14 protein-coding genes and 6 pseudogenes are annotated in these 23172 nt (G+C 58.0%); 6 read left to right on the forward strand and 14 right to left on the reverse strand.

Translation table 11 applies throughout. The features are described 5' to 3' along the window. A pseudogene (locus BMW76_RS38250) lies at positions 1–455 on the reverse strand (IS5 family transposase); the annotation flags it as partial. Between the two features lie 1579 nt (positions 456–2034). Continuing rightward, positions 2035–3165 (reverse strand): glycosyltransferase family 4 protein, encoded by a 1131-nt coding sequence (locus BMW76_RS38265; protein ID WP_090873917.1) that lies wholly within the window; start codon positions 3163–3165, stop codon positions 2035–2037. Positions 3166–4197: 1032 nt separating this feature from the next. Between BMW76_RS38265 and BMW76_RS38270 the strand changes: the two genes are divergently transcribed. Next, entirely contained in the window at positions 4198–5391 is a 1194-nt protein-coding gene (locus tag BMW76_RS38270) for a glycosyltransferase family 4 protein (protein WP_090873918.1), read from the forward strand. A 438-nt stretch (positions 5392–5829) separates the two neighbouring features. Here BMW76_RS38270 and BMW76_RS42355 read toward each other — a convergent pair. From BMW76_RS42355 to BMW76_RS38295, 3 genes and pseudogenes are all read right to left on the reverse strand, one after another. Next, positions 5830–6864 (reverse strand): annotated as a pseudogene (locus tag BMW76_RS42355) (acyltransferase family protein). 1028 nt (positions 6865–7892) lie between these two features. Continuing rightward, complete coding sequence (locus tag BMW76_RS38285) at positions 7893–8120, reverse strand: hypothetical protein (RefSeq protein ID WP_090873921.1); 228 nt, start codon at positions 8118–8120, stop codon at positions 7893–7895. A 777-nt stretch (positions 8121–8897) separates the two neighbouring features. Beyond that, a complete protein-coding gene (locus tag BMW76_RS38295; protein WP_090873922.1) occupies positions 8898–9821 on the reverse strand; it encodes a glutaminase in 924 nt (307 codons plus the stop codon). A gap of 308 nt (positions 9822–10129) precedes the next feature. Here BMW76_RS38295 and BMW76_RS40830 point away from each other — a divergent pair, with 308 nt between their 5' ends. Continuing rightward, positions 10130–10774: a hypothetical protein gene (locus tag BMW76_RS40830; protein WP_143062440.1), complete on the forward strand. Its 645-nt coding sequence runs from the start codon at positions 10130–10132 to the stop codon at positions 10772–10774. Between the two features lie 489 nt (positions 10775–11263). Here the strand turns inward: BMW76_RS40830 and BMW76_RS38305 are convergent, their stop codons facing one another. The 4 genes from BMW76_RS38305 to BMW76_RS38315 form a co-directional block, all read right to left on the reverse strand. Further along, positions 11264–11998: a uracil-DNA glycosylase family protein gene (locus tag BMW76_RS38305; protein ID WP_090873924.1), complete on the reverse strand. Its 735-nt coding sequence runs from the start codon at positions 11996–11998 to the stop codon at positions 11264–11266. A gap of 76 nt (positions 11999–12074) precedes the next feature. Next, positions 12075–12227 carry a hypothetical protein gene (locus BMW76_RS41560; protein WP_177200627.1) on the reverse strand — a complete coding sequence of 51 codons (153 nt, stop codon included), beginning with the start codon at positions 12225–12227 and terminating at the stop codon, positions 12075–12077. 166 nt (positions 12228–12393) lie between these two features. Continuing rightward, positions 12394–12930 carry a hypothetical protein gene (locus BMW76_RS38310; RefSeq protein WP_090873925.1) on the reverse strand — a complete coding sequence of 179 codons (537 nt, stop codon included), beginning with the start codon at positions 12928–12930 and terminating at the stop codon, positions 12394–12396. A 319-nt stretch (positions 12931–13249) separates the two neighbouring features. Continuing rightward, complete coding sequence (locus tag BMW76_RS38315) at positions 13250–13942, reverse strand: hypothetical protein (RefSeq protein WP_090873926.1); 693 nt, start codon at positions 13940–13942, stop codon at positions 13250–13252. A 559-nt stretch (positions 13943–14501) separates the two neighbouring features. Here BMW76_RS38315 and BMW76_RS38320 point away from each other — a divergent pair. Continuing rightward, positions 14502–14720, forward strand: a pseudogene (locus tag BMW76_RS38320) (hypothetical protein); the annotation flags it as partial. A gap of 294 nt (positions 14721–15014) precedes the next feature. Here the strand turns inward: BMW76_RS38320 and BMW76_RS40835 are convergent. Further along, positions 15015–15260, reverse strand: coding sequence for a hypothetical protein (locus BMW76_RS40835; RefSeq protein WP_143062441.1), 246 nt, complete (start codon positions 15258–15260; stop codon positions 15015–15017). After that, complete coding sequence (locus BMW76_RS41565; RefSeq protein ID WP_177200626.1) at positions 15232–15546, reverse strand: hypothetical protein; 315 nt, start codon at positions 15544–15546, stop codon at positions 15232–15234. Before BMW76_RS41565 ends, BMW76_RS40835 begins: the two co-directional genes overlap by 29 nt. Between BMW76_RS41565 and BMW76_RS38325 the strand changes: the two genes are divergently transcribed. The 3 genes from BMW76_RS38325 to BMW76_RS38335 all read left to right on the forward strand — a co-directional run bounded on the left by BMW76_RS38325 (position 15437) and on the right by BMW76_RS38335 (position 18782). Then, positions 15437–16804, forward strand: a complete 1368-nt coding sequence (locus BMW76_RS38325; protein WP_090873931.1) for a sensor histidine kinase — start codon at positions 15437–15439, stop codon at positions 16802–16804. The genes BMW76_RS41565 and BMW76_RS38325 overlap by 110 nt on opposite strands. A gap of 10 nt (positions 16805–16814) precedes the next feature. Beyond that, positions 16815–17486 (forward strand): response regulator, encoded by a 672-nt coding sequence (locus BMW76_RS38330; protein WP_090873927.1) that lies wholly within the window; start codon positions 16815–16817, stop codon positions 17484–17486. Between the two features lie 99 nt (positions 17487–17585). Continuing rightward, on the forward strand, positions 17586–18782 hold the full coding sequence (locus tag BMW76_RS38335) for a porin (RefSeq protein ID WP_177200628.1): 1197 nt from the start codon (positions 17586–17588) through the stop codon (positions 18780–18782). Positions 18783–19498: 716 nt separating this feature from the next. On the opposite strand, the pseudogene BMW76_RS38345 reads toward BMW76_RS38335, so the two are convergent. The 3 pseudogenes from BMW76_RS38345 to BMW76_RS38355 form a co-directional block, all read right to left on the reverse strand. Beyond that, positions 19499–20283: pseudogene (locus tag BMW76_RS38345) on the reverse strand (IclR family transcriptional regulator). A 237-nt stretch (positions 20284–20520) separates the two neighbouring features. After that, positions 20521–21235 (reverse strand): annotated as a pseudogene (locus BMW76_RS38350) (transposase); the annotation flags it as partial. A gap of 740 nt (positions 21236–21975) precedes the next feature. Further along, positions 21976–23120: pseudogene (locus tag BMW76_RS38355) on the reverse strand (IS3 family transposase); the annotation flags it as partial. Positions 23121–23172: the final 52 nt, after the last annotated feature.

The following is a 23172-nucleotide window of genomic DNA, read 5'->3' on the forward strand; positions in this document are numbered from 1 at the left end:
GATTTGCGCCAGTCAGGATCGCTGCGATTGGCGTTCCGTGGGCGTCGGTGGCGAGGTGGTGCTTGGATCCGGGTCGCGCTCGATCGGTGGGGTTCGGGCCAGTTTTTCGCCCGCCCCAACCGCGCGGATCGACGACGAGTCGACGACCACGCGCGAAAAGTCGATCTGTGCACCGCTCGCAACCTCGCCAGCAGCACTGCGTGCAATCGATCCCATACGCCGGCTTGCTGCCAATCGCGCAGCCTGCGCCAGCAACTGACACCAGAGCCGCATCCCATCTCTGCCGGTAAATCGCGCCAGCGGATACCGGTCTTCAGCACGAACAGGATGCCTGTCAGCGCAGCCCGATCCGCTACCGGCTTGCGGCCCGGATACCTGAAACGGCGTGGCTTTGCTGCCGGTAGTAGTGGCTCGATCAGTGCCCACAGTTCGTCGTCGATGATTGGTTTGCCCATCTCCTCGATCCCGTTGTTACGACGATCGAGGTTAACAGGTTGCGTTACGGGTTAACAGCCCCTGCGAACTCTTTTTGAAACCGTTTCTAACACTACAGCCGTAGTTATTTTTTCCTATACTAAATTAGGACTACTACCGTGTATACAATGCCATCACCGGCGACGCGGCGGCGTGCACCCGGCACATCTACGGCTGTAGTACTAAGCCGTGACCTCACAAGAAGGTTGGCCGCTAATGCCGTTTTGCACCGGCAGCTTTCTGGTTCATAGCTGAGCGGATACAACCGGCCACCTACGGCTGTTCGACCGCGCTTTCACGCGGACATTCGAACGTCGGCTCAGCTCGCGTAACGGACCTTCCACCGTTGATGAATCTCGTCGCATCCTCGACCAAACCGGCCAACCTGCTCCAGAAATTTGCAGACCAATGCGTTTGTCGGCTATCGGCAGGTCTTTTTTCCAGGCGCATTCGCTTACCTACCAGATCATCGAAGGCGCGGACCATGGACTCGGACGATCCCGGTCAGCGAGCGTATACGGCGCTTATCGTGAACTGGCTGGTGGAGATGGTCGCGGGCCGGCGCGCAGGGGTCCGGGGAGCCGCGCCGAATCAGGCAGGGACGTAGAAGCCCTCGAGCGCCCGGGCGCCCACGAGCACCGTTCCACTCGGCGGCTGAACGCACAGTCGTGGGTAGTGGCGACCTCGTTTCAAACCTGGCAGAGATGGTGGTTCCAGGAGCCGGTGATAGCCGCGTTAGCTTCCGTAGGCGGCTATCTCGTGATCTGAAGACCGCGCAGTGGAGACTTCTTGATGCATCCGCCGCCATCGCAATTCGAGAGCACCTCGTCCTCGGTAAGCGCTAGTTAGCGACTGGCGTCTCCACCAATGTCCCGATCAGGCGCAGCAGTTCGGTATGCTCCGGTCCTCTGCCATTTCGAACAAGGAAGTCACCAACTGAAATGTCGGACGGACGACCACCTGAGGAAAGGTTGGGCTCATGGCGGACAAACACCAGGCCAGAGTCGTAGTCGTGAACGAGCGACCAACGGTCTCCGTTTGAGCTCCTGTAAAGCTCTCGCGCCTTCTGAGGCATGGATCCCTCCTGTTTCGCGGCTGAACATTCTGAACATACAACAGCAGCGCGCCGGCTGCTCGAAGACCACCGATATCTTATCTCGGCGGGTAAGAACGTGGCGGCGCATGACGCCTGTCGTCTACAACAGGCTGGTGATGATGCCCTGCTCGCTAACGCAGTCTAGGGTTCGAGTACGTAAGTGCCGGGCGCATCGCACAGCACCGATTCGCCCAGCGCCGCACGAGGTGCGATCGGCTCGCTGGAATGCGCCGCAAGCCAGTGTTGCCAGCGCGGCCACCGCGAGCCCCCGTGCACGGGCGATTGCGCGTGCCACTCGTCCGGGTCCAGATAGGGTGCATCCTTGGCGCGCGTGCTGAAGCGATAGCGACGCTCAGGGTGTCCGGGTTAAGAGACAGACTCTGAGGCGCGCTCTTACGAAAGAGTAAGGCGCCGGTCGAGGGCGAAGCTTCACAGGCCGTGCCGAACCGACATCTCAAACGCGCCTAAGAACCTACCCGCCGGTCCGGGATGACATAACCATCTACCGCATTTGTCCGTGTCAGCATTCCAAGGAGCGTGGAAAGGGCAGCGGCTTGGCTTGTGGCTTCGTTCGTCACAGACGTCACCGCACCACGCGAGAGTTGCTCATAGACGTCTGGCGACCTGGCGACGTCGACGACGAAATCCGCGATGCGTTCTGCCATTCGCTCATCGTCGGCAACGCAGGCTCCGCCGCCCCGTCGCAATGTCGAAGGAATGCAGCCCTTGTCGGACGCGATGACAGGGACGCCAAACCCGAGCGCCTCGATGACAGTGAGCGGCTCGGCCTCGTTTTCATAACGCGATGGAAAAACCAGCAAATCGATCGACTCGTAGAACTTCGTCTTTTCCTTACCAGAAACCGGGCCGACATAATCTGCTTGAGGATGGCGAACTAGCGCTGCATTGAATTCAGCCGCGATCGTGTCGGCGACCGGGCCGGCTATAGCTGCACGAACATGCAGACCTCTTCGATCGAGTACGGAAAGCACGTCGAACAATACGAAGACGCCTTTCTCGCGTGTGATATTTGACAAAAAACCCAGTGTCAGCGGATGCCCTCCGCGCACCCGTATCTGTCCGCGTGGCGCTGCTGGAAAGAGTGCGGTATTGGACAACACCAGCGTTTCCCGGACCGATGTCGGGTACAGCTGTTTTAGGCGCGCCGCCATATCTGGGCACAACGCGATGTGGGTTGCGTTGCCTGCAAGCAGGAAGACCCGTCGCGTCAAACGCGATGGTTTGCTGATGTATCGGAAGCTATGATGGTGAATGAACACCGGGACGTGCAGCAGGTTCCCAACGAATGCGAACATCCCGTCGTACAGCTGACCAGATCCGCCTGACAGAGCGATATAGATTGACGATGGTCGCCGCACGGCTGCCATGATCGCGAAACGCAAGACGGCCAATCCAGTGGCGAGCCGGCAGAGACGGGCCGCCCACCCAGATCCTGCCCGCGCCCCTGCAGTGTCGAACGTGACGATTCGGGCGAGGCCGCGCAGGCGTTCGGCGATTGCTCCGTTCGCCATCGACAGCCCATGAACGGGCGGTGGAAACGCACCAACCATGAATACTGCGGGACGCTTTACCATTGAACAACCTCTTGCAGTCGCTCATGCGAGTTCGCGCTCGAACTCACAATACGAGCGGCAGCCATATCACCCGCTGCCGCAACAGCGTTTCGACGCGCGGTCATTGTTTCTTCGCGCTTTCCCGTCGAATCGATGGAGAACCCGAACGGGTATAGCAAGCGGAGTGCCCGCGTGCCGGACGAGGCGGGCCGCGTGAAATGATGCGCGAGTGCAGCGAACGGCAGGGTGGCCGCGGCCTCAACGCAACCCATATATACGTGCCCTTCCTCACAGAACCGGCGGTCAACTCGCAAGCAGGCCAGGCGTCTTCCTGTGGTCGCAATAAAGTCCCGGCGATCGGTAGACAGTATCGAAGACCAAAGTAAAGCGATAAAGAACATCGCAAGCCGCGACCCTGAACGCAAGGATGTCGGGTTGGCGGCTTCCGCTGCCGCAAAGCTTCTGGACGCATGAGATTTAGCGCATCGGCAGGCTGCCGGACTTATCGGCACCAGTAGGCGAGCAGGAGAAAGCGGTGTTCGCCGCTGACTCTGGTCCGCCCCAGAAAAGCATCGGTACCAGATCAATGTGCGTAGGAGTAGCTGTCAATCCGATGGTTGCCCGTACGCAGGTACCACGCGCTTTTTGCCTCATCGTTGGGCGCCTCGGCAACGGCAGGGAACGGCATCGCCGGGATCGCGCCGCAATCAATTCACTGGTGGTGTTCGGGGCTCGTGACCCGCACCAAAGTCAGCCGAAACATTGCTGAATCTCGAATGGGTTGTCGTCTCGAATCATGTAAAGCGCGGCGCGTGCGGGGACCGACTTTACTTTTTACAAACCACGGGTAGTTAGCGGGCACGTGGCTGTTGTTCGCCGATTTGCAACCTGCGATTCGGCCCGCGCACCCGTTCGGGATGCCCGACCGGTTGCGCGTTGGCGCATGCATTCGCCACCGTGCCGGCGGGAGTCACCCGGGCAGGATTCCTGCTGCGCCATGGAAACCACGTTCGGCGTTCCTGTCTTTCAATCAACCGTGCTTGTCATGTTCCAATGCGCCTCCTTCTCGTCATCGGCAATCTGAGCGACTACCACGTCCCGCGCTATGAAGCGCTTGCAAAGCTTGCGGCCGCTCGCGGAGACAAGGTATCCCTTGTTGAGGTATTTGGTAGATCCGGCCTTTATCGCTTTCCGCAGGAGGCCCGCATCGCATTCTTTCAGAGCTCTCCACCAGATGCCGTCACGCTGGTCGAAAGTGCCAGCGAGACAGATCACCATTGGTTGCGTGTCACAAGCGGATTGCTCACGGCGCTACGTCGATACAGTCCGGACGTCGTCGTGACGCTTGGCTATAACACGTACTATTCCCTTTTCCTGTGGTTACTGAAAGCCTTAGGAAAACGCTTCACGCTGATCTACATGTCGGACTCGAAAGCCGATGACGGCAGGCGATACGCGCTCAAGGAGCGCCTGAAACAGGCGCTGGTTTTCGGCTTCGATGGAGCGCTCGTCGCGGGCGAAAAGCATCGCGCTTACGCCCGGTCGCTGGGGATTCCGATGAGCCGATCCAGAACTGGCTTCGATGTGATCGACGTCGAGTATTTTTCGGCGGCTTCTCGCGTAGCCCTCATGAGCGCGTCGACGATTCGTTGCAACTTCGGCCTTCCGGCGCGCTACGCTATCTGTGTTAGCCGGTTCATCAAGCGCAAGAACGTCGATGTGTTGATCGATGCGTTCTGCCGGTCACAGGTACACGCGGCGGGAGTGTCCCTGCTGCTGGTGGGACAGGGGCCGTGCGGCCCGGAAGTGCGCAAAACAATCGATCGACTGGGCATGAGCAGGCACATACAGATTCTCGGTTCCGTCCCGTATTGCGAGATGCCGGCCCTTTATTCACTTGCCGAATTCGCCGTGCTGCCGAGCGCGTACGACCAATGGGGCCTTTGCGTCAGCGAGGCGTTCGCCGCAGCCAAGCCTGCCATCGTGACCAGGACCTGCGGCGTCGCGAACGAGCTGGTGCTTGACGGTATCAACGGCTTCGTCGTCGAGCCGGGGGACGCTGCAGCGCTGGCCGACCGGCTTGTACGACTGGCTAAGGACGACGCATTGCGGGAGCGATTCTCGCAGAACGCCGTTTCCACGGTCCGTCGCTGGACGCCCACGCTCTTCGCGACGAATGTCATCGAGCTCGCCGACTCGCTCACTGGAGCAGCGACCCTCGGCCGGAGTAGAGCCGCTGCGACATAGCTCGCCGTTACGATCACAAGTCGTGTTCAAAAGTGGTTGTGTCGCGATAAGAAAATCAGGGTTAGCCATTTACCTGACCATCGAGACCGCTTGACAAAGAGTGCTTATAGAAGCCGCCGTTTGCAAATCGATGCTGCGGCAGCGACAGCTTTGTGGCGTCATAGCTGAGCGTGTACAACCGGCCACGAACGGCCAATCGACCTGTCGCCCAGATCGTCCACAATTCGCTCGGACATTTGTGTTCGCTATGCAATCAGATCTCCTCGCGAGCTACGCAAGGCGACAAGGCGATACAAATCGCCACGGAGAACGTTTCCAAACACCGCGGCGACGAACGCGCCAGCTCAGCAACGTGACGCTATCGGGAAAGGACTTGCTTCAGTTCCTGCGGGTGCCGTTCCATGTATTTAGGGAATAGCAGGGAGCTACCCGCAGCGCTCAAGTGATGATAGTCGTCGAAGCGGTAGATCGGCAGTCCGTCGAAATTAAGCGAACAGACGCTCGCCGTGCAAGGCACGTCATACGTATGCATGATGTCGACCAGGGATGAGCGTTCCTGAGCCGCTTCAGCATCGCTTGGATCGGCGCGTGCTGCTCCCGGGCCAATGAAAACGGCACCTTCGTTTGCGAGCAAACGATGAAGCGCCAAGGAACGGCGGCCTCATAGATGACCAGTAGCGTCCCGCCGCAAGGAACGATAGCGCCAATGCCGGGAAAATGCGATGTCGTGCTGACGCCGAGCACTCCCGCGAAAATGATCGAGAGACCGGTAAGAAACACTACATCGAAGAGCAGCGACTTTTGCGGCTCCTTCTGATTCTCGGGTATTGCTAGCAGCACTCCGACCAGAAACTCAAAAGCGCGGTACTGCGCAAAGTAATACGAGCCAGCCGACGGCACGCGCGCAGCAGCCAAGGCCGAAAGGAATGACGCAACAGTAAGAACCGCCAATGCTGGTAGCATCCAGCGCCTTGCCTTTCTGTTCAGCCAGAAAAGCAGCAGCGGAAGAACGACGTAGAACTGCTCTTCAACCGATAGGGACCATGTGTGCAGCAAGGGCTGATCGGCAGCTTTTGCGTCGAAATAACCCGTCTACTTTGACAGATAGATGTTTGAGGTCATCGTGGCGACCGCGAGAATGTTCTTCGCCAGATGAAACGAGTCGTCGGGAAACGAAAAAAGAATGCTGAACGCGAACGTCGCAGCAAGGACAAGAAAAAGCCCCGGGGCTAACCGTTTTGCTCGTCGGGCATAGAAGCCGGGAAACGAAAATGTACCAGTCCGCAGATCCCCAAGAATCGAAGTCGTGACAACGAAACCAGAGATCGTGAAGAAAACGTCGACGCCCGTGAATCCGCCTGCGAATGACGAGAATCCGGCGTGTGCGAGCGCGACGGAGAGAACTGCTACGGCACGTAGTCCGTCAATGTCGGAACGATAATGAGGGGACAGGTGTCGGGGCGGGTGATTCACAAGGGTTCTCGCTTCAAATTGCGGCCCAAATCATATCAAACTGTGGCGCCGCCTCTAAACCCGCTGCGCGCTCACCGACAGCACGCGTCAAGGCCCCACGTGCCATCAATTCCGATGACATCGTCGTGCGATGGATTTGAATGGCTGCTTTCGGAAATCGCGAATGTCCTTGTGGGGGTCGCTTTATGCCTTTCGCATGAGGCGCACGCTCGAGACGATCGTCGTGCTCGGTCGTGGGACGCTGTGCGGCCAATTTCAGTCGTTCGACAACATCGCACAAATCGTCAACAATCCTTACCCTTTGCCGCCGAGACTAAAGGCCGGTTCGGCGGTCGCCCGTGGCGACCGCAATCGGCAGTAGAACTCCACCAACCATCAGTTCGATCAAGCCCAGACCAGGAGCGACGAACGGACCGCCGCCAACGCTAAACACCCAGCAGTCGATGGCAACGAAAAGGAATAGTGCGGTTACGCATACCCACGCAGTCCGCTGCCCAGAAATTCTGACGCATACGTACAAGAGAACGTTGGGCGTGGTAATCACGAACAGAAACATCAGGAACGCGCTAGGGTGAATAAAGAACCTGTGACGCGTTTGCGCGGTAAATTGGAGCCACAATGCGTAAAGCAGAGGCAAGACGGCCAATACCCCTGCAAGTTTGGTCGCCAGAATAGGAGCATCGGGGGGGCTTGAATGGAAGGCCCCCTGTGGAGAGCGGTTGTGCATTGCGAAGTGCCTCGGATGATTGTTTTAGGTTAGCCCTTCGAAATCGTTGACATGCGTGTTGCTTCTTTTCGACAGCGTTTCCAAACGGTCTATTCGGCCCGACCGGTTCTGAGCCTGTGAGCGTTGCGCAAGTGTCTTCTATGAATTGACTTTCGTTTGTGCATGATCTCATGACCGACCACAGCTGAATGTCTGCTCTCTATCATTTTGGATTACCGATCTGGGTCGACATGAGCCCGACGCATCAGGCAGCACGCGGGCCACTTTCGGACATTCATAGTATCGGCCAATCTGTGTCGTCCTATTGCATGAAAGCTTGTTCGGCGCCGCACACAAGCAGCCCATCGGTCCAGATAGTATTCGCTTGATATATTTCCGCCGAGATCGGATGGTTTTGCATGAGCAGCCGTAACTCAAAACACACCTGGTGGTGCATTACCAAGATTGCCGCCGCGATAATAATTTCATATCCGCTGTGTGGATTGTCCGCCGCAGCTTGGATGTTGTTTCGCGATTTCCCTTGGGCCATTCGCCATCCGTGGCAGTCTTTGCTGGGTGCTTTTCGGATAGCCATATGGTATGGCGTCGCCGCCCCAATGCATGGCGTGCTGCCGGAGGTTGACCCGGCCGGTCACTATCATTTTCCTGCATACCCTTTCGTCATCCCCACAGCGCTAGTGCTCATTTTTGTCTTTTTTCGCGGCTGGCGTTTATTCGATGTGCGACGCTACATGCACCGATAGCAACGTTGCCCTTGCGTTTCGAGTCAACGGACTGAACAGATCGAAACTGGTGGCGATCGAGGTGCACCGAAAACATCTGTGTGTCCGCTTTCCGCAAGAGTGAATGTCCCTTGTGGGTCGCAAGTACGCATCCGCGCGCGATTAGGCCTGACATTCACGGTTGCCGAGGTGCGAATGTCAGATATGCGGTCTTAAGTGAGCCACCTTTATGTCAAGAAATGAGCGAATGCCCACGTCAAATTCCATTGCGGCCAAACCAGACATCGATATTGCAGTATGAATCGAACCCAGAGCGAAAGAGGCTTCCGATGTATTTGATGATCGCCGCAGGATGGTGCCGTGGATCGCGCGAACGGTGCACAGCCTCTACGGCGCACACGGGCAGAAGACTCTTGACAGGGAGAACATCGCGACATCGCGATTGCGTACTGGCACTACCTTCGAGTACTGGCAGAATGCGGTGACTTAACCAGCTGGAGCTCGGCAAGCGGGTTGGCATTGCATCCACCACCGCAGTCCTGGCGCTCGGTAAAAATAAACCGTAGGTAGCTGCTCCGGCGCTCTCAAAAAATCGACCGCCCGGTAAGCGTGGTCAACCGTTCCAGTGCCTGGACGCCTGCAAGCGAGTTGCCATTCGCATCGAGTCCGGGCGACCAGACGCACACGGCCATCTCCCCCGGCAGCACCGCGACAATGCCACCGCCCACGCCGCTTTTCGCCGGCAGCCCAACGCGATACACGAAGTCACCGGCAGCGTCGTACGTGCCGCATGTCAGCATGAGGGCAGACAGGCGTTTGGCCGAACTCGCGTCGAGGATGTGTTCGCCCGAGACCGGCGCGACGCCGCGGTTGGCGAGAAAGAGGGAAGCAGTCGCCAACTCGACGCAGTTCATCTCGATCGCGCATTGGCGGCAGTAGGCGTCGATCACGGTCTCAGGCGGCATCTGCAAGTTGCCGAAGCTCGCCATGAAGTGCGCCATCGCGCGGTTGCGTTCAGCGTGCGCAAGCTCGGAGTTGGCGACGCGGAGGTCGTAGTCGAGATCGGCGACGCCGGTCAGGCGCCGCATGAACTGGATGAGCGCCGTCTCGGCGCGGACGAAGCGGCGGCACAGGACGTCGGTGACGACGAGCGCACCCGCGTTGATGAACGGATTACGCGGCACGCCGCGCTCGGCTTCGAGCTGGACGAGTGAATTGAACGCGTTGCCCGACGGCTCGCGGCCGACGCGTGTCCAAAGTGTGTCGCCGATCAACTGGAAAGCGAGCGTGCAGGCAAAGAGCTTCGAGATGCTCTGGATGGAAAATCGCTCGCGCGCGTCGCCGACCGAAAAAACGCGTCCGTCGAGCGTAACGACCGCCATGCCGAAGCGCCCGGCGGGAACTCTGGCGAGTTCGGGAATGTAGTCCGCGACACGGCCGGCGGTGCGCCACGGTTCGATGTCGCGATGAATTCGTTCGAGGATTTCCTGATAGTTCGGTTCGATCATTGACAGGTGCATCCGAGAGCCCTTGAGCACGGCAGCGATGATACCGCAGCCCGTCAGCGCTCAGTCACCCGCCGCCCCGGCGCCACGCGCCACGCACGTCTATGTCAGGATCGACTGTGATCGTCCCACTAGCCGAAACCCAGCACTGTACGCGCCCCGCGATGTGATGAATTTCCAAGCCAGAGCATCGCGTCGATGGAACGGGGGGCGAGCTTCCGGATGCGGGCCATGAACGGTCATTCGACATCGATGTCCGGATCGTCGACAATATTCCGCGGAATGCAACCCCGACTAACGCCATTCAAACCATGCTTGGAAATCCCGTTGTAAAGGCTTTCACGCGGAAGTCCCTGAGTGTTTTTCTCGCGATCATTGCAGGCGTCGCTCAGTCGGCGGTACCTACAGGATGGTACATATTTCGCGGTGTAACCGCAGGGATTATTGACGGGTCCGGATGGACTAATGCTCGTTCCGAGGATGGGAAATTTTCCATTCGAATGCCGGGTTTGTACTCAGATAGAACTGTATGGTCCACGCCGACTCGTGAAGCGCCAGCGACTTCCGCAGAAAGCATTGTGGCGCGTTCGCAAGATGGCGTAACCATCTCGGCGACGCGCATTCAGTACAACGCCCCCACAGCGGCTCGGATGCTCTTCGAAAAGCACCAAGTCGAACCACTCGCGAATGCGGAGTCATTCCGTCACAGTGTGCGAGTTTTGGACTTCGAAGCTGTAGACGACATTCGTTACGATTCGAAATCTGGCGTAGTGGTGATCGAGCGCCGAATTCTCGATGGCAGCGAGCTATTCTTGTTGGTAGCAATCGGCTCCTCGAACGCCCAAACCGAAGATACGGTGTCGACCGCATTCGAGTCATTGAAGATCGAAGATTCGAGCCCGGTAGTCGTCGGGCTCCCTCCGGCGGCTGCCCTGCCTATTCCGTCAAACTCGTAACAGTAGAGAAAAACGCAACCCGAGAAAGCGCCTATGCGTGCATAGCTCCGGAGATGCACGTCAAATCAAATCGCCGCTTGAGCGCGGAACGGACGACCGCTATGGGCGCGTGCCGCCGATCGCTGTCATGCAGACGTCGGGCCATGAGCGGTCATTCGACACGGAGCCCGAAACCGCGGACAATCGACAAGCCCATCCCCCTCTACCTCGTAGATGTCATGAAGCAGCGTGTACGGACAAAACTTGTTCAGAGACGAGAAGCACAGCGTCGGGCGGCCCGCAAGCCTGCAGCCGGAAAGAAGGGGTGCTTGCACGATGAAGATGACCATAGATCACGACTTGCCGCTATCTACTCTCAGCACAAAGAGTTGTTCAAGCGACTAAAAGACACGTGAGCATGAGAAGGTAACCGATGGGCCACGCTGCGGCTCGTCAACACAGCACCGGTACGCCGTACGACCGGGCGGAAGAATGTTGAGACAAGGAAGCCTATGCCGAAAAATCCTGCCTCCGTAGGCGCTCAGCAAACGCCTTAGAAGCGGTGTCGATAATCTCCTGGTAGTACTCTTTAATCCGTCTTGGGGCGTGGTTATCCCGCGCACCTGGGTGAAATGTTCTGAAACACTCGATGTTATTCGACTGAAAGTGCCAAAGAGCCTTCGGCTCAACCTTCACACGCTGACGATCTGGAAGCACCGCCTTCAAAGCGCGATCGTAGCTGTGCCCGCAACCGAAAACGATTAGGTCTGGCCTAAGCAGTTCGATTTCGAACTGAACGACTGCCACCGAGAAGTTGAACAAATGGGCCGAATGCCCGATCGAGGTCCGAGAGTAGCCCCTCTTCGGGCGGTACCAGTCCATCTTCATTAGATTGTTCCAGCAAACAGCCGTTCGTTCCCCTCCAGCGAACCTATCAGCGAGGCGCATCCACTGCCTCAAGAACTGACTATTGCCCGTGCCACGTGCGTGTTGGCTCTCGTAGCGCGCTTTCGCTATATCGATTCCGTCCGGACGCTCGTAGAAGGCTCCCAGCTTGCCACACCAACCGTTAGTTTCCTTCCCGATGAACATTACGCGGACCGGCGCATCGAGGTAGGCCTGAGATACGCTGAGCAAAAACGGCGCCGACAGCTCGCGAAGATGTTGACTAAAACCGGGCTTGGCGAGAGCAAGCGCCTTTGCATAATAAGAATCCAAGACTGCTTGTACGTCATGTTTGAGCATCGTTTCCCCCTATATTTCGCCTCGGCGGCGGCCCAGCCCTTCGCCTTCAATTCTCGATTTGCCGGCAATTGTGACATCAGTCGATCAGATGTGCGCTGTCCCACGATTGTCCGCTCTCGATTTCCGCGACTGTCTCTTGAGGGTCGACCGTTGCCGGCCGTATCAGGCAGCGCTCGGTCACGACCCGCCGTTCGGCGAGCGCGGAAACTTGCAGTTGGAACGGCTGCATTAAATCCGCGACCTGACGGATTCGATGGGCGCATAGCTCGAGCGAGGTCGAATGAGTACGGCAGGATGGCTTGTAGTGACGACTATCGCAGGATGAACGAGGACTGGATCGCTTTGCGGAGCATGATGAGTTCGACCGGGAACGCGTGGCTAGCTCGCCTATCGCTTCAATCGAGATGCCGAAGGTGGCGATACCAAAGAGCCCTGCTTGATTTAGGATCGACTAGGGAAAGAATCAGGTCACCTTGCAGGAAGTTGATATCACCTTTCTGGAAGCTGTTCTGAACGATGTCGACTTGCCATTTCTCGCGATAACCCTTGTTATCCGAGCGACTGATGATGATATAACCTTCTCCGCTTGCTGCAGCTGCTTCGTGCTTCCACGAAATATCCGGAAGATTCGGAGGTGAGGCGAACGGCGGCGCATCCATGACGGCAGCCGTTAGTGGAGGACAAGGCGCAGTTATTCGACTCAAGCTCTTGAATACGCCATCTTTTTGATAAGCGAACCACTGGCACTCTGATGGCCATGGGTTGGCTCGCAGAACTTTTGGCTGAAGTGCATCGGGGAAAGGAGCCAGTTGCCAGTCGCCCACTATTTCATGTTGGCTGGCGGGGCGTAGCAATTGCGTCGAATCAATCTGGGAAAACGACGTGCACGGCAACGTGCACACGATCAAAATTGCGATGCTCTTCGCGAGCATGGATGCTTTCCTGACGACGCGGGAAAACCATATAAACGTTTCCGACAAATCTGAAGTCCCGTCAAGCCGAATTATGCGGATCGGATAGCGGACCTTCACCGGTTAAGAAATGCCCGTCGCGTTGCGGCCTTCTGGGACGTTCGCTCGCAGCGTAGATCTGCGGCCGCGACTCATCGCTTTCGGAAGAAGCCAAGTGATATTCGATTGTGGAATTCCCGGAAGATCGGCAGCTCCCCGTCCGTCGATGAGCGTGCGTGACACAAACGCGCATCACTCATTGAAGACAGGGAGAAGTCAGTCCATCATATGGCTGGCCGACTTAAAGAGGATGATTGAGGTCGGCAGCAAGCTGTGCTGCCAGGCTCTGCGCTGCTTCTGTCAAGCCGCTCTTGATGTCGGCCGCGGTAACATTCTGCTTGCTGAAACTGAACGTCTGCCGATATATCGCATTCCCCGCGTCAAGCGGATCTGCCTCGCTTGGCTTCTTGCGAAATTGCATCAGCTTGTCGGATTTCGGAAACATGACTGCGCTGGCCGAAGCATAAAGGCTTCCTGACTGCAGCTGATAGGCAACCTCGACAAACAAGACCGCGCTCGCCGTCGATTTATCGAAAACAATCCGCTTTTGCGAGCTCGAACTGACGGTGTCCACGTCAAGCGGGGCACTGAACTTGATGTCGGGGACCTTCGCAACCGCCTCATTGGACGCCTGTTTCATAACCACACGAAAATCGTAGTCCCGGAGCTGCTCGAACATCGGCGCTGCATTCGATTCGGCGTTCGCGCGTCTGGCCGAATCGATCCCTGCCGCAATCAAAGCGCCGAGCAGCCCGGTCGCCCCCGGATTCGTCGGCGTGACCGTCACCATAAGACTGTTTTGCGGGATGAACAGGGTGCCGCTCACCTCGCCGAGCTCGTGTTGTTCCTGCTTCGTTAGTGACATCGTTGGCGACACTGCGCAGCCCGCCAACATCGCCAAACACATCACCGAAATGGACAGTTTTTTAATCATTCTGGAGTAACGTTATTTTCTTGTTTGCGAAGGTCAGCTCGGTATTCGAACATCGTCCTCGATACAGCGGCCTACTCAAATTCAGTCGTTTCGGATCGAGAGACGACAGCGTCGAACGGTTATGACGGTGGGCAACCCATTCGATTGCGACTGATTAACGGCACCTGCTTGTCAAAACTTTAGACACGGATATTGTGGTCTGCATGGCCGTCAATATCGAAGCGGCTACGGTCTACGACCGCGCTCGGGCTCCTCGCCGGGTGAGCCGCGCCAACTCTCAAAGATGGAGAACCATTCGCCAGCAATTGCAACGAGAGTAATAGCCCTCAAAAATCGGGGACTTCGCGTGCAAGGCCTGGTTAAAATGGCTTAGCTTGCCCCATGGTGCGGCGAAGAGGGTACGGGCCGCATCGATGCGGCCCGTACTGACAATCTCTTTAGGGTGAAAACCCATGAATATGATTCGTACGATGCTGCTCGGTGGTGCCGCGCTGACCGCGTTCGCGACCGCTGCCCCTTTTGCGCAAACCGCCCATACGGGCCGAAAGTCACCGGAAAGTCGGCAGTCCATTCGGCGAAGCGGCACGTGAAGCACGTCGCGGGCGCGGCGAAGAACCATGCGGAAGCCGCGATGTTGACGGCGGGCGACGTCGGTGGCGGTGCTAAGGCGAAGGCTGGCGAAGCGCTCGACCGGACGCGGCGGTGCGGGGCGGCGCTCGGCTCGAACGAGCCATCACGCCGGCGCTGGCCGTTTCGTGGATACGTCAAGAAGCCGTAGAAGACATAACTCCTCCATCGTGAGCCCTCGTATCGGCGGGCAGAAAATTTCAGGCCGATGGCTAGCGCAAACGGGTCGACCGTGCGCTCGCGCGTCATTGGGCAATCGATTGCAATAAGAAAACTCGAAAACGACGGGGCTTTCGCGGATTAGCGTGCCTCGTCCGCAAAACCCGCCGGGCGATGGCCGGTCAATAGCATCCGGCCTGAGGTCGCGTCGATACAACAAAACAACGGTTCAAGTTCGTGGCGCTCATCAAGCGCCTGTATTCCCGGACATTCATCGCTTGTGAAGTCAGGCTTTAAGTCTTCGAAGACGGCGGCGATGCATCTTCTCCAGCAATCCCTCGCTCCACTTTCTGTTGCGTTCTTCCCTGATCACCTGGACGGGTCGCCAAACGAGCAATCGCGACACGTCCTGCCGGTCGCGCATTGTTGTGCTCCCAAAGCTGTCGCCAAATAAAAAAGGTGCGGTTAGTTTTGACTCGTATTTCGTTGTTTTAAGGTGTTTTTCAGAAATCACCCGATCGAAATTGTTCAAGCCTGTCGCGCGCGTCTGCTTGCACAAAGAGATGGATCGTAATAGTGGAAATCCCGTACAAAAACCAACATGCAGCGAAAGTAATGAGAAGGGTTGAGCCTCGTAGAATCGCGCCATAGACGCGGGCGCGCACGATATTCAGCGTTGCGCACCGATGAATGAAACGGGAGTTCAAATTGACGCTGAGTTTGCGCGCACGATTGCTGTTGTGGTTGATCTTGCCGTTGGCGGCATTCGTCGTGGTGACCGCGCTCCTTTCATACGACTCGGCCAGCAGTACTGCCACCGTGGTTCAGGATGCGTTGTTGCTATCGTCCGCGCGCACGATTGGCGAAGATATCGATTGGGTCGAAGGCCGGCTGAATGCCGACGTTCCGCCCGCTGCACTGGAAATATTCGAGTCGCCGTATCAGGATCAGGTGTTCTACAAGATTGTTTCCGCAGGAAAGCAACTGCTCGGCGGCAATCCGGATCTTGCATTGCCGTCGCAAGAATCGGCGCAGCCCATTTTTTACGATTCGACGTTGGATGGACATAATGTCAGGGTGGTCGCATACACGCGTCAGCTATACGACTCCGGCAAGGTCGAGCCCGTCACGGTCGTGGTCGGCAAGACACAGGGTTCGCGTCGCGCAATGCTCGAACAGCTTTGGCGGCCGCATTTTCTTCGCGAATGCCTGATGCTTGCCCTCGTAGCGGCACTTGTGCCGCTTGGCTTGACCGTCGAGTTGCGTCCGCTGATGAAGCTCAAGAACGACGTCACCGATCGCGAGCCAATGCAAATCGAACCAATGCGCGCCGAAGGGCTGCCATGGGAACTGCGTCCCATCGTCGATGCAATCAATCAATGCATTGCGCAGCTTAAGGTTCATACGGCGAGGCAGCGCCAGTTTATCGCGGACGCCGCGCATCAATTGCGCACGCCGTTGACGCTGCTCGATACGCAGATCCAGTATGCCACCTTGTGCAAACACCGCGATCTCGAGGTTGCTGCTGCGCTCGACGGCATGCGGCGCAGCACGCAGAAGATGACGGACATGACGAATCAGCTACTGCTTTTGGCACAGGCGGAAGCTGCACCGTCGCGTGCTCATACGCGGGTTGACCTGTCCGCGGTGGTCGCAGCGGTGCTCGAAGAACTAGTCTTGGCCGCACATCGTCGTGGCATCGATCTCGGAGCAGAGTTTGCAGACGACGTGCATGTTGAAGGTAATGCAAACCTGTTGCACGCGCTCGTCGCGAATCTCATCGATAACGCGATCCGCTATACGCAGGATGGCGGCCACGTGACGGCGCGTTGCACCCGCCAAGATGATGGCGCCGTGCTACAGGTCGTCGATAACGGTCCGGGAATTCCCGCTGAAGCTCGCGCCCATGCGTTCGAGCGTTTCTATCGCGGCGCGACGCAAGTCGCAGGAACAGGCCTTGGTCTGTCGATCGTGCGAGAGATTGCGCAGTTGCATGGCGGTACGGTCGCGCTGGGGCACGGCGAAGATAACAAGGGTCTTGTCGTTACCGTGCGAATGCCCGCATGGCGCAGTTGAGGATATCGCAATGAAACTACTGCTTGTGGAAGACAACGCGGACCTGGCGCACTGGATCGTCAATCTGTTGCGGGCGGAAAACTTCATTGTGGACAGCGTGCCCGATGCCGAGCGGGCTGAGGCAATAGCAGCAAGTCAAAGCTATGACGTCGTGCTGCTCGACATGCGTCTTCCATGCATGAGCGGAAAGGAGTTGCTGGCACGCTTGCGACGGCGCGGCAACAATGTGCCCGTCCTGATGCTGACTGCCCACGGGTCCATCGACGACAAGGTCAACTGCTTTGGAGCCGGCGCAGACGACTATGTCGTCAAACCGTTCGATGCGCGCGAACTTGTCGCGCGCATCAAAGCGCTCGTCCGGCGCCAGTGCTCCGAGAAGGCCGTGTCGCTGAATTGCGGCGATTTGCACTATGAGTTTAATACGCGCGAATTCCGTCATAACGGTACACCGCTTCCATTGCGTCGGAGGGAACATGCGATTCTCGAAACAATGATGCTGAGGCAAGGAAAGACTGTATCCAAGGCGACGCTGATGGAAAGTGTATTCAGTCTCGACGATGAGCCGAGCGTCGATGCCATCGATATCTATATGCATCGCCTGCGCAAGCATCTTTCCGCATCGACCGCGCAGATCATGACATTGAGAGGACTGGGTTATATCTTGAGGACACGGGATGTTTGATCAACCAGGAGTGTGCCTCTATCGGTAAATGTACTTAGAAATCGAGCATGATCGCGATAGCGCCATGAAAGATTGGCCTCGCTAGCATTGAGACGAGTCATGGTTCTGTCAACGGGCCAGGACCATACAAGAAACGAAATCTCAACGCGGCAAACAGAGGAGACAATCTTGAAGAAACGACAGTTGACCTTGGCTCTCGCGTCCGGTGCAATCGTGGCGACGGGCGCACATGCACAGTCGAGCGTTCAGCTATACGGCCTGGTCGATCTGAGTGTCCCCAGCTACGTCACTCATGCCGACGAAAAAGGCAATCACGTAGTTGGGATGGGCATTGACGGCGAGCCCTGGTTCAGCGGAAGCAGATGGGGCCTCAAAGGAGCGGAAGATGTCGGTGGCGGCTCGAAGATCATTTTCCGGCTCGAAAGCGAGTACCGCTTGAGCGATGGTCAGATGGAAGACCCCGGTCAGATCTTCGACCGCGATGCATGGGTCGGCCTTCAGGACGACCGGTTCGGCAAGCTCACGTTCGGCTTCCAGAACACAATTGCGCGCGATGCGTCCGCGATTTATGGCGACCCTTATGGCAGCGCAAAGCTGACCACGGAAGAAGGTGGCTGGACGAACGCGAACAACTTCAAGCAGATGATCTTCTATGCGGCGAGTGCAACGGGTACGCGCTACAACAACGGCGTAGCGTGGAAGAAACTCTTTGACAATGGTCTGTTCCTCGCGGCGGGTTATGCGTTCGGCAACACCACGACATTTCCGACCAACTCGAACTATCAGGCAGCCATTGGCTATAACGGTGGACCGTTCGCCGTTTCCGCGTTCTACAATCACGCGAACAAAGCGGGTAATACTAACCAGTCTTATTCGGTCGGTGGCAATTACACGTTCAGCATTGTCCGCTTGAATGCAGGCTATTTCCATTATCTCGGCGATCAGGGCGCGCTCGGACAACGACATGACGATGCGTGGACGGTATCTCTGAAAGTCGCGCCGAAGGGTCCATTGGATTACGAACTCGGCTATCAACAGATGCGCGTCAAGAATGCCGCCTATAACGCGGACGGTGACGTTCCGAATGCCAACATCGGCACATTCGATCCTGCTTCGGGCCTGCATAACGGGTACAAGGAAACGCTGTACTGGTCAGCGTTCTATCACCTGTCCAAGCGCACGGAACTTTATCTGGCGGGCGACTACATGAGACTGCACGGCGGCTATACGGTCGCGAGTACATTCGGCGCATCGAATCAGCTTGAACTGACAACGGGTATTCGCACGCGGTTCTAAGCGTAAGTTCACGGGGGAAGATATGCGCTTGGGTGCAGTCAAGCGCGTCCCCTGCAGACGAGACGCACGCTTGTGAGCCGTCCGTCTCGTTCGCGCTGAACCTTGTAAAGGCGGCGCTCGCGTCAGCTGACGGATGCGCAATTCACGGACGGCGCAGTATAGGGCGTCGGATACTCGGAAGACGGCCCGCTGAGCATGCGCAAAGGCTGAGTCGCCAGTACATCCGCTTCACGTTGCTCGCGTGGGGTGAGCATTTGGCCCGACGAATATGCATCAGGAAGTGGCTCATTCACTGCGCAGCTTAGCGTCTTTCCGTCACTGACACGTACCGTCGTCGTATACGCGTAGTCTGGTTGCGCCGCGGCGGAACTGACGCTCCAGATGCTGGCCATTGCGGCGAAGGCAATGTTCAGGGTTCGAGTCCGCATGATTCGCTCCTTATTTCCACCTGCATTAGACACTGCAACTGTGAGCCGGTGCGACCAATTCCGTGGAAGATTTTCTTGCGGAACCGTCAGGTACCACCTCGCTTTTCAGTCGGTTTCGGTGAATGAAGTGCAGGAGAATGTAAGGCGCGACTCTTTTCTTTCTTTTTCGTACTTGCAGTGCCTCCTGCCAAGCTGCCTACACACACTCCCACATGAATCACTTCGGCCTGGACTGACGCCGCAGTCAAAGGTCTGCCGCGCTGGCGCGTGCGCCCGTGGGTTATCGGCTCACTTGATTTGCCGATTTGCCCGTTCGCAATCACGAAATCCATCGCGGCTTATCGTCTCCATACTCATGTCGAAGCGAGCGCCGTTGCCACCTAACGTCACAGTTGTGCGCCAAGCCGCTTCAAGTAGCGCGCTAAGGGCCGCGGTGAAGGTTGATGCCATGTCGAATCTGGCTTTGCGCCCCGAGAGCGTCAACGCTCTGATCAGTTCGCCGGTTGCGCCAGATACGGGGACCGATGCGGACGCTGTTTCAGGGTCGCGCTCCCCGTGCGAGACCGCCCACAGCTGCATGCGTACGGCCTCCCGGCGTGCATCATGCCTCTCGGTGAAGGCCAGCAGCACCTTGCCTGACGCACCCTTGTCGATCGAGAATGTTTCGCCGACATGGATGGATACGCGCACGGCGCACGCGGGGTCAATCCGCAAGAGCACCAGCCGCTGGTCGCCTTGAGGCACGTACATCCAGGCGGTTTCGCCAAGGTCGCGGCTCAGTTGCTGAAAGATCGGCTCAGTGACCGGCCCTACGTCGAATGAGCGCTGATAGAGCGCGGCAAGACGCAACGGTTGAGGCCCGATTGTGTATTACCCGTCGTTCAGCTTGTGCGGATGAATCCACCATGCTCCAAGGCACCTGGCAGACGCAAGACGGTGCTCTTTTACAGATCGGTCCGGCGCGAAAGCTCCGCAAGCGACAAGCGGCGGTCGGTCGGTCCGGACGCATTGAGGTTAGCGAACGCGTGGTCCAGTACCGCGATGCCGCTCGACGCGCCTGTGTTCGAGGGCAGGCATCGAACAAGCTAAACGTTCAGGGGTAGGTCGCGTCGCTCGTGACTGGTCATTGGGCTCGCTTCGCTGTGAACGGTCTGGTCGTCCGTCAGTGAACGATTTTGAAAAGCCCCCGTTGCGATCATCCTTTCATCACGTCTCGCACTCTGGCTTCCCAGAAAAAGGCCGGTGCAGGCGCCCGGTGAAAAGTCCGACATTTCGTCATGGTGACGTCGAACATTAATGTTCCGTCGGCAGCCCGCGTGTGCGAGGGCGCATTTCGCGCGAACTTTGGGAGGGCCGGTCGCGCAGCAGCAGGGGCGTCAAACGGCGGTTGGCTGTCTGCGCCGCCCACTCGCAATACGCGGCGCTGCCAAGCACCCAGCCTTTGAGGGCCGACTGCATCAGGCTATTGACCTCGTAATCGTCAATAGGCTGTGTGCCCAGATTGCGATAAGCCTGGTGGCGCTCGAACGGCGTATTGCCGAGCGCCCGGTACAGTGGGTGGTCCTTGACGAAGCTATCGACACGCAGCCCGACATGGTGCCCGTAGCTCGACCACTGGTAGTTTCCCGGCTCGGCCACAAGGCGGTTGCGCACCGGCGCATGATCGATGACCTGGCTCGCGAGCAGGAAATACCGGTCGGGCTCAATCACTGTCGCCCGGTAACCGCCGCGCCATACCGTACCGCGGCGTCCATGGCGGCGGTTGAACGCCTCGATATAGCGGCGGCCAACCGCCTGCATCGCCATTCCCACGCTCGATTCGTATGAAGGCGTGACGAGGAACTGTACCGCGTCAGGCATGAGGACCCACGCGTGGACTGCCAGATCGGCGACGCGCGCTGCGTCTGCCAGGCAGACGAGGAAATACAGATAGTCTCCTTCGTCAAGGAATGCGGGGCCCGCGATCCCCTGCAAGATAACGTGTTGCGGTTGTTCCGGGACGTAGTGCCGTGCAAGCCGTATCATGCTGAATTAACCGGAAATCTGATTTGAGAAAGCGATCCAACACGTATCGGACGCGTGGCGGTGCGTAAAGTGTGTATAGGACGAAATCCTATCGATTGTCTGCGTGCGTTTGCATCGCGAACAGGCCTTTTTTCTGGCCTCTTTTCGCTGATTTGCCGATCGCAACCGGCGTCTCGTTTATGTCACAGATGATTGAGTTACCGACGGTCCGGCGAGCCATCACCTGGTAGATGTCGAGTCTCCGCCTGCAGAAATGTTGCCTGCGCCCTCCCGCGCACGACGATTCGTGATCAACAGGTTGGGTAAAAAAAGCATCGTTGGCATGGCAGGTCACCGATTCAACGGTGCGCGACGAGGAAATGCCTTCCGTCGCCGAAATCGCGCACAAGGTTATGTCGGTGGCAAGGAACCGGGGCGCCTTTGCAATTCGGGGGATGCGATGATCAAGTCTGAGGTGTACCGGTTTTCCTACACCCTCACGCGGGGACTCGGGCGCACGTACGAAGTGACGATCAACGTAGCCAGACTCGATTCAGGAGCTTTCGCGTATGCGGGCGTGGGTGCACTATGAGGTTGACCCGGTTCAGCGGACAGATCTGCAGTCAGAGATTGAATGTGATTTAGCCTCCATTGGGCGTTGAGCAGCGGGTTGTCCACGGACGGGCAGCGGGGCGCCTCTCTCGCCCATGACGCTGCCCGGCGGTGGGCAACCCGCGATGCGATGTCGGTTGATGTGGCGCATGCAGGTTTTCAAATTCGAGCGGCGAGCAATAACCGATGCTGCTGTGCAGGCGGCGTACGTTGTACCAGCCTTCCAGGAATGAGAACACACTTCGACGCGCCTGTTCATGAGTTGCGAAGTGCTCGCACGACAGCAACTCTGCTTCAAGTGTGCCGAAGAACGACTCACACATCGCGTTGTCATAGGCGTCGCCGGCCGTCCCCATTGACGGTTGCACGCCGGCCTCGCGACAACGTCGGCCGAAGGCAATGGACGTGTACTGGCAGCCTTGGTCCGAATGCAGAATCACACCCTCGTGGTGTCGCTGCAGCAGTGCCATGTCGAGCGCACGCAGCATCAGTTCCGTGTACAGATGGTTCGACATCGCCCAGCCCACAATGCGCCGGCTAAACACATCGAGCACCACAGCGAGATACAGAAACCCCTCGCCGGTTGGAATGTAGGTGGCATCTGCCACCCACAGCACGTTCGGCGCGTCGGCGCTAAAGTGCCGGCGTACCAGATCGGGTGCACGTCGTGCCCCCGCACGCGGCCGTGTGGTACGTGGCCAACGCCGGCGGCTGGCGCCACACAGGCCGGCCATGCGCATCAGACGCGCTATCCGCTTGCGCCCAACGTGCATGCCTTCGCGCGCCAGTTGCGCATGGATGCGTGGCGCGCCATACGTGCCGCGCGAACTCGCATGCAGCGTACGGATGCGTGCCAGCAGTTGTGCATCACTGCCAGCATGCTGCGATGGCTCGCGTATCAGCCACGCGTAATAGCCGCTCGTCGAGACCCCGAGCAGCCGCGCCATCGTGGCTATGGGCCAGCGGGCCCGGTTCGCTTTCATGAATCCGTACCCTTCGGTGGCACGGTTCCCGTCTCCCGCGCGAACCAGGCCGCCGCGTGAGAGAGGATGTCGCGCTCCATTTTTAACTGGCGATTCTCACGGCGCAGCCGCGTAAGTTCCTGCCGCTCGGCCGTGGTCAGCCCGTCATGACGCACCCCCGCATCACGATCGGCTTGCGCAACCCAGTTGGTGATGGTCTGCGCCGTCGGTTCGAACTCGCGCGCGAGTTCCTGCGGTGTACGCCCGGCCTTGACCAGTTCCACCATCTGCGCCCGGAATTCCGCCGGGTACGGTGTGCGAGTCTTGCCCATTTCGGCACCTCCTGTAAAAGGATAGGTGTCCGTTTTTGCGGGTCAACTTCAC

The sequence above is a fragment of the Paraburkholderia diazotrophica genome (assembly GCF_900108945.1).
Taxonomy (GTDB): Bacteria; Pseudomonadota; Gammaproteobacteria; order Burkholderiales; family Burkholderiaceae; genus Paraburkholderia; species Paraburkholderia diazotrophica.

Coding starts and splice junctions, on each gene's coding strand:
- BMW76_RS38265 (WP_090873917.1), bottom strand. CDS start 3,165: ATGGTAAAGCGTCCCGCAGTATTCATGGTTGGTGCGTTTCCACCGCCC.
- BMW76_RS38270 (WP_090873918.1), top strand. CDS start 4,198: ATGCGCCTCCTTCTCGTCATCGGCAATCTGAGCGACTACCACGTCCCG.
- BMW76_RS38285 (WP_090873921.1), bottom strand. CDS start 8,120: ATGGCCCAAGGGAAATCGCGAAACAACATCCAAGCTGCGGCGGACAAT.
- BMW76_RS38295 (WP_090873922.1), bottom strand. CDS start 9,821: ATGATCGAACCGAACTATCAGGAAATCCTCGAACGAATTCATCGCGAC.
- BMW76_RS40830 (WP_143062440.1), top strand. CDS start 10,130: ATGCTTGGAAATCCCGTTGTAAAGGCTTTCACGCGGAAGTCCCTGAGT.
- BMW76_RS38305 (WP_090873924.1), bottom strand. CDS start 11,998: ATGCTCAAACATGACGTACAAGCAGTCTTGGATTCTTATTATGCAAAG.
- BMW76_RS41560 (WP_177200627.1), bottom strand. CDS start 12,227: ATGCAGCCGTTCCAACTGCAAGTTTCCGCGCTCGCCGAACGGCGGGTC.
- BMW76_RS38310 (WP_090873925.1), bottom strand. CDS start 12,930: ATGCTCGCGAAGAGCATCGCAATTTTGATCGTGTGCACGTTGCCGTGC.
- BMW76_RS38315 (WP_090873926.1), bottom strand. CDS start 13,942: ATGATTAAAAAACTGTCCATTTCGGTGATGTGTTTGGCGATGTTGGCG.
- BMW76_RS38330 (WP_090873927.1), top strand. CDS start 16,815: ATGAAACTACTGCTTGTGGAAGACAACGCGGACCTGGCGCACTGGATC.
- BMW76_RS38335 (WP_177200628.1), top strand. CDS start 17,586: ATGGTTCTGTCAACGGGCCAGGACCATACAAGAAACGAAATCTCAACG.